At 61.8% G+C, this 6,611-nt stretch carries 8 protein-coding genes; 5 read left to right on the top strand and 3 right to left on the bottom strand.

Features of this window, described 5'->3' with window-relative positions; translation table 11 throughout:
• Positions 1-34 precede the first annotated feature (34 nt).
• From rsmD to IRZ12_RS14340, 3 genes are all read left to right on the top strand, one after another.
• Positions 35-667: a 16S rRNA (guanine(966)-N(2))-methyltransferase RsmD gene (rsmD, locus tag IRZ12_RS14350; RefSeq protein ID WP_296469663.1), complete on the top strand. Its 633-nt coding sequence runs from the start codon at positions 35-37 to the stop codon at positions 665-667.
• 181 nt (positions 668-848) lie between these two features.
• Positions 849-1,349: a pantetheine-phosphate adenylyltransferase gene (gene coaD, locus IRZ12_RS14345; RefSeq protein ID WP_296469661.1), complete on the top strand. Its 501-nt coding sequence runs from the start codon at positions 849-851 to the stop codon at positions 1,347-1,349.
• Between the two features lie 25 nt (positions 1,350-1,374).
• On the top strand, positions 1,375-1,635 hold the full coding sequence (locus IRZ12_RS14340) for a YfhL family 4Fe-4S dicluster ferredoxin (protein WP_296469659.1): 261 nt from the start codon (positions 1,375-1,377) through the stop codon (positions 1,633-1,635).
• A 57-nt stretch (positions 1,636-1,692) separates the two neighbouring features.
• Here IRZ12_RS14340 and IRZ12_RS14335 read toward each other — a convergent pair whose 3' ends face one another.
• A complete protein-coding gene (locus tag IRZ12_RS14335) occupies positions 1,693-2,607 on the bottom strand; it encodes a LysR family transcriptional regulator (RefSeq protein WP_296469658.1) in 915 nt (304 codons plus the stop codon).
• 200 nt (positions 2,608-2,807) lie between these two features.
• Here IRZ12_RS14335 and IRZ12_RS14330 point away from each other — a divergent pair, with 200 nt between their 5' ends.
• Positions 2,808-3,770 (top strand): amidohydrolase family protein, encoded by a 963-nt coding sequence (locus IRZ12_RS14330; protein ID WP_296469656.1) that lies wholly within the window; start codon positions 2,808-2,810, stop codon positions 3,768-3,770.
• The gene (locus IRZ12_RS14325; protein ID WP_296469654.1) at positions 3,763-4,749 is read left to right on the top strand and encodes a tripartite tricarboxylate transporter substrate binding protein; all 987 of its coding nucleotides are present in this window, start codon (positions 3,763-3,765) and stop codon (positions 4,747-4,749) included. Before IRZ12_RS14330 ends, IRZ12_RS14325 begins: the two co-directional genes overlap by 8 nt.
• 5 nt (positions 4,750-4,754) lie before the next feature.
• Here IRZ12_RS14325 and IRZ12_RS14320 read toward each other — a convergent pair whose 3' ends face one another.
• Together IRZ12_RS14320 and IRZ12_RS14315 are read right to left on the bottom strand one after the other, a co-directional pair.
• The gene (locus tag IRZ12_RS14320) at positions 4,755-5,627 is read right to left on the bottom strand and encodes an MOSC N-terminal beta barrel domain-containing protein (RefSeq protein ID WP_296469652.1); all 873 of its coding nucleotides are present in this window, start codon (positions 5,625-5,627) and stop codon (positions 4,755-4,757) included.
• Between the two features lie 134 nt (positions 5,628-5,761).
• Positions 5,762-6,611: AsmA family protein (locus tag IRZ12_RS14315; RefSeq protein WP_296469651.1), on the bottom strand; the 850-nt coding region annotated here is incomplete at its 5' end.

The raw sequence follows: 6,611 nt of genomic DNA, 5'->3' as shown, positions 1-6,611 counted from the left end.
CATATAGAATCTGGGATTCTACCGGTCCCTAGCCATGTCCTCATCACGCCCTCCTTCTCCCCGCGCGCGAACCGCCCCGCACAAGGTCCGCATCATCGGCGGCCGATTCAAGCGTACCCCCCTTCCCGTGCTCAATCTGCCCGGACTGCGGCCGACTCCCGATCGGGTGCGGGAGACCGTTTTCAACTGGCTGCATCACCTGTGGCAGGGGGATTTCGCCGGCAAGACCGTGCTCGACGCCTTTGCCGGCACGGGGGCGCTCGGTTTCGAGGCTGCATCGCGCGGGGTGAAAGAAGCCATTCTCATCGAGGCCGACCGCCGGGCGGCCGCCGGGCTGGAAGCGGTGCGGACCCGGTTGGGCGCGGACAACGTGCGCATTCTCGTGGGCAATGCCGAAACGGCGCTGGCACAGGGAACGCTGCCCCGTTTCGACCTCATCCTGTTGGATCCGCCCTTCGGGCAAGGCTGGCTCGAGCGCATCGTCCCCCTGGCGCTGCGCATGCTCACCGCCGAAGGGATGCTTTATGTCGAAGCGGAAGCGCCCGTGGAGGCCCCGCCTGGCACCGAACTGCTCCGGCAAGACAGGGCGGGATCGGTGCATTTTCATCTCTTTTGCCTAGAGTCCGGCACGCAGGGGGCCGAAACGTCTGATATGCGCAATGGGTAATTTGCTGCGCCGCGCAAATAAGGAAATAATCTCACCATCCGAAGAACGGATCCCGACGGCCGCTATGCGCCGCATGAAAAAAATCGCAGCCGCGGCGTAGCCGATCTTTTCCCTATGCCCATGGCGAAGGGCAGGCAGCCCGCCAGTGGAAGCGAATCACTAGAACACACGGAGCCTACGCATGATCATTGCCGTATATCCCGGCACCTTCGACCCGATGACCCGCGGCCACGAAGACTTGGTCCGCCGTGCGGCCGGCCTGTTCGACAAGGTGGTGGTCGGCGTGGCGGTGAGCCGCAACAAAGCCCCTTTCTTCACCGTCAACGAGCGCGTCGAGATCGCCCGGGAGGTCCTGGGCCATTACCCCAACGTCCAAGTGGAAAGCTTTTCCGGCCTGCTGAAGGATTTCGTGCGGGAGCAGAATGCCCGCGTCATCGTCCGGGGTTTGCGCGCCGTCTCGGATTTCGAGTACGAATTTCAGATGGCAGGAATGAACCGATACCTGCTTCCCGATGTCGAAACCATGTTCCTAACGCCATCCGACCAGTACCAGTTCATTTCCGGCACGATCGTGCGCGAAATCGCACAGTTGGGCGGCGACGTCAGCAAATTCGTATTCCCCTCGGTCGAGCGTTGGCTGCATGCCAAGGTGGCGCAAATGGGTGGGAAGGGCGGAAACTGAGCCCGCCCGCAGCAAGGAAGTTTCGATGGCTCTATTGATTACCGACGAATGCATCAATTGCGACGTCTGTGAGCCCGAGTGCCCCAACGACGCCATTTACATGGGCGCAGAGATCTATGAAATCGATCCCGCCCGCTGCACCGAATGCGTCGGCCATCACGCTGAACCACAGTGCAAAGTGGTATGCCCTGTGGAGTGCATCGAGTTCAATCCCGACTGGCGGGAAAACCAGGAACAGCTCATGGCCAAGTACCGGCGCCTGACGGGGCAGGAAGCGGGGGAATAGCCGCCGAAGCGCACGGCGGGCTCGACATCCCTCCCGGCGGCGTTCTAGCCCCTACCCTCATTCCGGCGCTCGATCCTCGCCGAAGATCTCGAGGTGCAGTTCCCGGAGCCAACGATTCCCTGGGTCCCTGGCCTGACGCTCGTGCCAATGTTGCCGGACAGCGTACGAAGGCAGCTTGAACGGCACGGGCCACGCGGTCACCGCCCCCATTTGGGCCATCGCCACACCTGCCCGCTTGGGCACGGTACACAGCAGGTCCGTGCTGCCAATGACCGTCGCCAGCCCGAGGAAATTCGGGATTCGTACCGCTATCCGACGCTTGATGCCCAGAGTTTCGATGGTTCTATCCACCAAGAGATGGCCTGTGCCCGACGTTTGTACGAACACGTGAGACTCCGACTCGAAGTCCTCCAAGGTCAACGCGTCGCGAATACGAGGATGCCCGGTGCGCGCTAGACAGACGAAACGCTCTTCGAACAGCGTCTGTTGATAGAAGACGTCGCTCAACTGCGCAACAAAGCCTATGGCTAGGTCTACTTCGCCGGACTCCAGCTGCTGGGCAATGCGCTCAGTGATGTTGATGAATTCCAGTCTCGCCCGCGGAGCCCGAACGCGCAGCGCATTGAGCAAGCGGGGCAGAATGATGATTTGACCGATGTCGGTCATCGCGACCTTGAACGTGCGCTCGGTCGTGAGCGGGTCGAATTCGAGGCGATAGCTCAGCGTTGATTCAAGCTGCTTGATCGCCAGGCGCACGTTTTCGATCAGCCCCTCCATCTGCGGCGTCGGCCGCATGACGTTACCCACGCGCACGAACATGGCATCGTTGAAATGCGCGCGTAACTTCGCCAACGCCAAACTAACGGCGGGTTGTGTCAGCCCCAATCGATCAGCGGCACGCGAAAAGCTGCCGGTTTTGTAAATTTCGTCCAACAACCGGAGCGCGTGCAGGTCGATATTGGCCATAGTCATAAGAAAAATTTATCCGCTAAATAAGCAACATTCGGTTACCTAATTTAACCCCAGTGTTTATAGTGGCGTGGACGTACTAGATAGAAAACAAAATACGGAGACAACGTCCAGGAGGCTGCTGCCTATGGCGCTTACGCTCGCGCTTCTTGGGCCAGCTAGGCGATCGGATGCCGGACCGAGTCTCCACTATGGAGCAACCCATGTCCGCTTCCCGGATAGACGTTCATGCCCATTCCCTGCCGCCCTGCTTCAAAGAAGCGGTCGTCGCGGCGGGACGTGGTCCAACCATCACCTCGGGCTTCCCTAGCTGGTCGCCAGAACAGGCCCTTGAGCTGATGGACCGGCACGACATCCAAACGAGCATTCTTTCCGTCTCGCAACCCGGCGTTCATTTCGGGGATGATGCCCAAGCTCGCGAATTGGCACGTGCCTGCAATGAATTTCATGCAGAAGTCGTCGCACGGTGGCCGCGCCGTTTCGGGGCCTTCGTCACCGTACCGCTACCGAATGTGGACGACGCCTGCACGGAGATCGATTACGCGCTTTCGACATTAGGCGCAGACGGCGTGTGCCTGCTGGCGAGCTACGGCGAACGCTTTCTTGGCGACGCATATTTCGATCCAGTGATGGATGTGCTGAATGATCGCGAAGCGGTCGTATTCATCCATCCCAATTTCCATCCGTCTAGCCGGAACCTGACGCTTGGCTGGCCGGGCTGGATGGCCGAATTCCTATTCGATACGACCCGAGCGGCGATGAACCTGGTGTTCAGCGGCGCGCTGCAGCGGTTCCCACGCATCAAGTTCATTCTCGCGCATGCCGGCGGCACCCTGCCCTACATTGCCTGGCGCCAATCCATGGCACCGTTCATCGACCCCCGCTTCGCAGACTTGACGCCCGAGGAAATTTTGCGGCGGATTGGCACCTTTTATTTCGATACTGCCATTTCGGCCGGCCCCGCTACGCTCGGCGCGCTGACGGAAATCGCTCCCCAAGACCATATTCTGTTCGGCAGCGATTGGCCTTACGCCCCCGCTGAAGTCACGGCCCGCACGGTGGACGCCCTGACCACAAGCCCACGCCTCGATGCTCCTGCGCAGGCAGCAATCGCGCGCAACAACGCCCTGGCCCTATTTCCCCGTCTAAGAGATCACCATGCATAAGCTCTGCCAAGTTCTGACTTCACTCGTCGCTGCGCTCGGTGCTGCCGTTTATCCAGCCGGGCATGCCATCGCCCAAGACTCGGGTTGGCCCAAGGGCGTGGTCAAAATAGTGGTCCCCTTCCCTCCTGGCGGCACGACAGACCAAATTGCGCGCCTGTTGGCGGACCATTTCTCGCAGACGTTCAACGAACGCTTCGTCGTGGAAAACCGTGCCGGCGCCAATACCATCATCGGCACAGAGGCCGTGGTCAAATCGCGTGCGGATGGACAAACGCTGCTGCTCACCACGGCCCCGTATTCGATCGTCGCAGCCCTATACAGCAACCTTCCCTACGATCCGCTCAAAGACCTGGTACCCGTGGTACGGATCGCAGAGAATCCCATGCTGCTGGTAGCCTCGCCCTCTGCTCCTGCCAAGACGATACAAGAGATGCTGCGCGTCAGCCGTGAGCGGCCGGGTTCGCTCCTTGTCGCCACGGTAGGGACCACGGGCACCAGCTCGATGTCGAACGAACTGTTTTCCGCCATGGCCGGCATCACCACGACCCCCGTCCCGTACAAGGGGACCGGCGCCATCATCAGCGACCTTGTCGGCGGCACCGTCCACTATCTCTTCGACAACCCCAGCAGCTCCATCCCATTGGTCAAGTCGGGCAAGCTGCGTGCCGTTGCGCTGACTGGAAAAGCCCGCAGCCCGGCACTGCCTGACATCCCGACCGTCGCCGAGTCGGGGCTGCCCGGCTTCGAAACTGTCAACTGGTACGGAATTTTCGCTCCGGCAAATACGCCGGACGACATCACCGCTCGCCTGAATGATGCGGTAAACGCATTCATCAAGCGGCCGGACATCGCTCAACGGTTGAGGCAGGATGTCGTCGACGTGGTGGGCGGAACCCGGCAAGAATTTGCGGATTTCCTACGCAAGGAAATCTCCACCTGGTCCCGCATCGCCAAAGAAAGAAACATCAAGCCCGAATAAAGCGATTAGAAATCGAGCACCACTTCCGCCCTGTCTCCGACCGCGATCGTCGCGCCCGGCGGGGCGCTGACGATGGCGTTCATGCCGAAAGTAACGCCACCATCGGGCCCGCTGCGGAACGTCGCCAGCGTGGCCATCGGTTCGGTCGAGCGGGCTCCGGTGAGCTGATCAGTGTTCGGAATTTCGCAACGCACGCAGGGCTTGACCAGCGCCATGCGGACGTCGCCCACCGTGATCAGCACGGTGTAGTCCTCGTCGAAGGCGCCGAATTCGCTGAGGACCACGTTGGGGCGGAAGCGCTCCATGCCCACGGCCGGCTGTCCCTTGGCCTCTAGCCTGTCATTCAACTCGGCGAGCGAGGCCTCGTTCGTTACCAGCACAGGGTAGCCGTCGGCAAATGCAAAGATGTGATGTCGCGGGAAGTCCGCGGCAGCGGGGTGGCGCGCCAGCCAGTTTTCGATTCGCGCCACACTGGCGACACGCTGCGATTCCGGATGCACCTTGACCAGCCGACACGGCGTGCCCAGCAGCGCGCCAAACCACTGCGCGGCCAGATCTCCTTCGTCCACGGCATCGACTTCGTCGCGCCAAACCTTGACGCGGCGCCGGACGGAATCGTCGTCCTCCACCACGTCGACGGGAATGTCGAGCCGGGGCTGGCCCGGGGCAGTCACGACGAGGTAGCCGTCGCGCAGGTCCGTCCGTATGCGGGCCATGGCTGGATGGCTGCGCTGCGTCAGGAACACGCCTTGCTCATCGACCACCATCCAGCGGCGGTCGTTATGCAGCCCGGCCATGCCAATAGCCGATCGCTCGAGCGAAATGCCGCCGCAAGACTTGATGGGATAGATGTACAGCCCGGAAATTGCGATAGACATCGATCACCGCTCCCCGGCCTGGACGAACAGGGTCGAAAAAGGGAGAGGCGAACGCCGGCAGTCCCGGCTGGACGAGACTGCCGGACGGTGGAGGGCTATCCGGTTCGAAGAATCCGGGCGGCGACGGGTTTGCTTCATTTGAATATTCCTTTCAGGCGATCGCGCAGCCTGTCCACGGGCTCCGCTTTGCCCAAGCCTTCCTGGATCGTTTCTTGAAGAAAGTTCTTGAGGACGCTGCCCGCGACCTGGCTCCATTGAATCGTATAGGACGGGGCGTCGAAAGGCCCGGATATGTGCAGGGGCACGGTCACGTTGTGGAGTTCGGCCAGATCCTTGCCGTCCTGTCCCGTGCTGGTGTTGACTACCGTGACCAACGCCACCAGGTCCACGCGCTGCGCGGGGACGTCGAGCTTGGCTGGCTCGCCTGCGGCGACGCGCAAGAGTGGCGCCTTGACGCTGAGGTCGCGCACGGTGCCGATGCCTCCGGCGAACACCACGCGCGCCTGCATCTCCGAGAAGTCTGTCTGCAACGCCCCGTGGTGCTGCTGCGTATCGTCCTTGCGCTGCGAGAGCAGGGAGCGGAACTCGCGCAGCGATTGGGCGATGTTCACACCCTTAATGGCCCCGTCGCGCAGGGACAGGTTCACCGTGCCGTTCAGGCCGCGCTTCATGGCCTCCACGCTCTTGCCCGTCGCCGTCACGTTGACCGCGACCGTGCCGCGCCCGCTCAGCCTGCGCTCTTGTGCCACGTCGGACAGCAATGGCCCCAGGGACACATTGGCCAGCGTCGGGGCAAAGCCGATGCGATGCGAGGCCGCGTCTGCAAACAGGCTGCCCGACAAGGTTCCGCCATACAGCGACGCTTTCAGCCCGCTGACGTCGGCCCGGCCCTTGGCGACCCGGACCGAGGCCGACACATTGCTCGCCTTCAAGCCGCGGACGACGAGGCTACCGATCTTGATGGTGCCATTGGCCGTGACGCCT

Source organism: Pigmentiphaga sp. (assembly GCF_019689535.1).
Classification (GTDB): Bacteria; Pseudomonadota; Gammaproteobacteria; order Burkholderiales; family Burkholderiaceae_B; genus Pigmentiphaga.
The sequence above is the reverse complement of the archived record's forward strand: the minus strand, read 5'-3'. Positions and strand labels throughout refer to the sequence as shown.

What these genes read in the sequence shown, in the direction of transcription:
- rsmD (WP_296469663.1), top strand. Translation starts at nt 35, where the DNA reads ATGTCCTCATCACGCCCTCCTTCTCCCCGCGCGCGAACCGCCCCGCAC.
- coaD (WP_296469661.1), top strand. Translation starts at nt 849, where the DNA reads ATGATCATTGCCGTATATCCCGGCACCTTCGACCCGATGACCCGCGGC.
- IRZ12_RS14340 (WP_296469659.1), top strand. Translation starts at nt 1,375, where the DNA reads ATGGCTCTATTGATTACCGACGAATGCATCAATTGCGACGTCTGTGAG.
- IRZ12_RS14335 (WP_296469658.1), bottom strand. Translation starts at nt 2,607, where the DNA reads ATGACTATGGCCAATATCGACCTGCACGCGCTCCGGTTGTTGGACGAA.
- IRZ12_RS14330 (WP_296469656.1), top strand. Translation starts at nt 2,808, where the DNA reads ATGTCCGCTTCCCGGATAGACGTTCATGCCCATTCCCTGCCGCCCTGC.
- IRZ12_RS14325 (WP_296469654.1), top strand. Translation starts at nt 3,763, where the DNA reads ATGCATAAGCTCTGCCAAGTTCTGACTTCACTCGTCGCTGCGCTCGGT.
- IRZ12_RS14320 (WP_296469652.1), bottom strand. Translation starts at nt 5,627, where the DNA reads ATGTCTATCGCAATTTCCGGGCTGTACATCTATCCCATCAAGTCTTGC.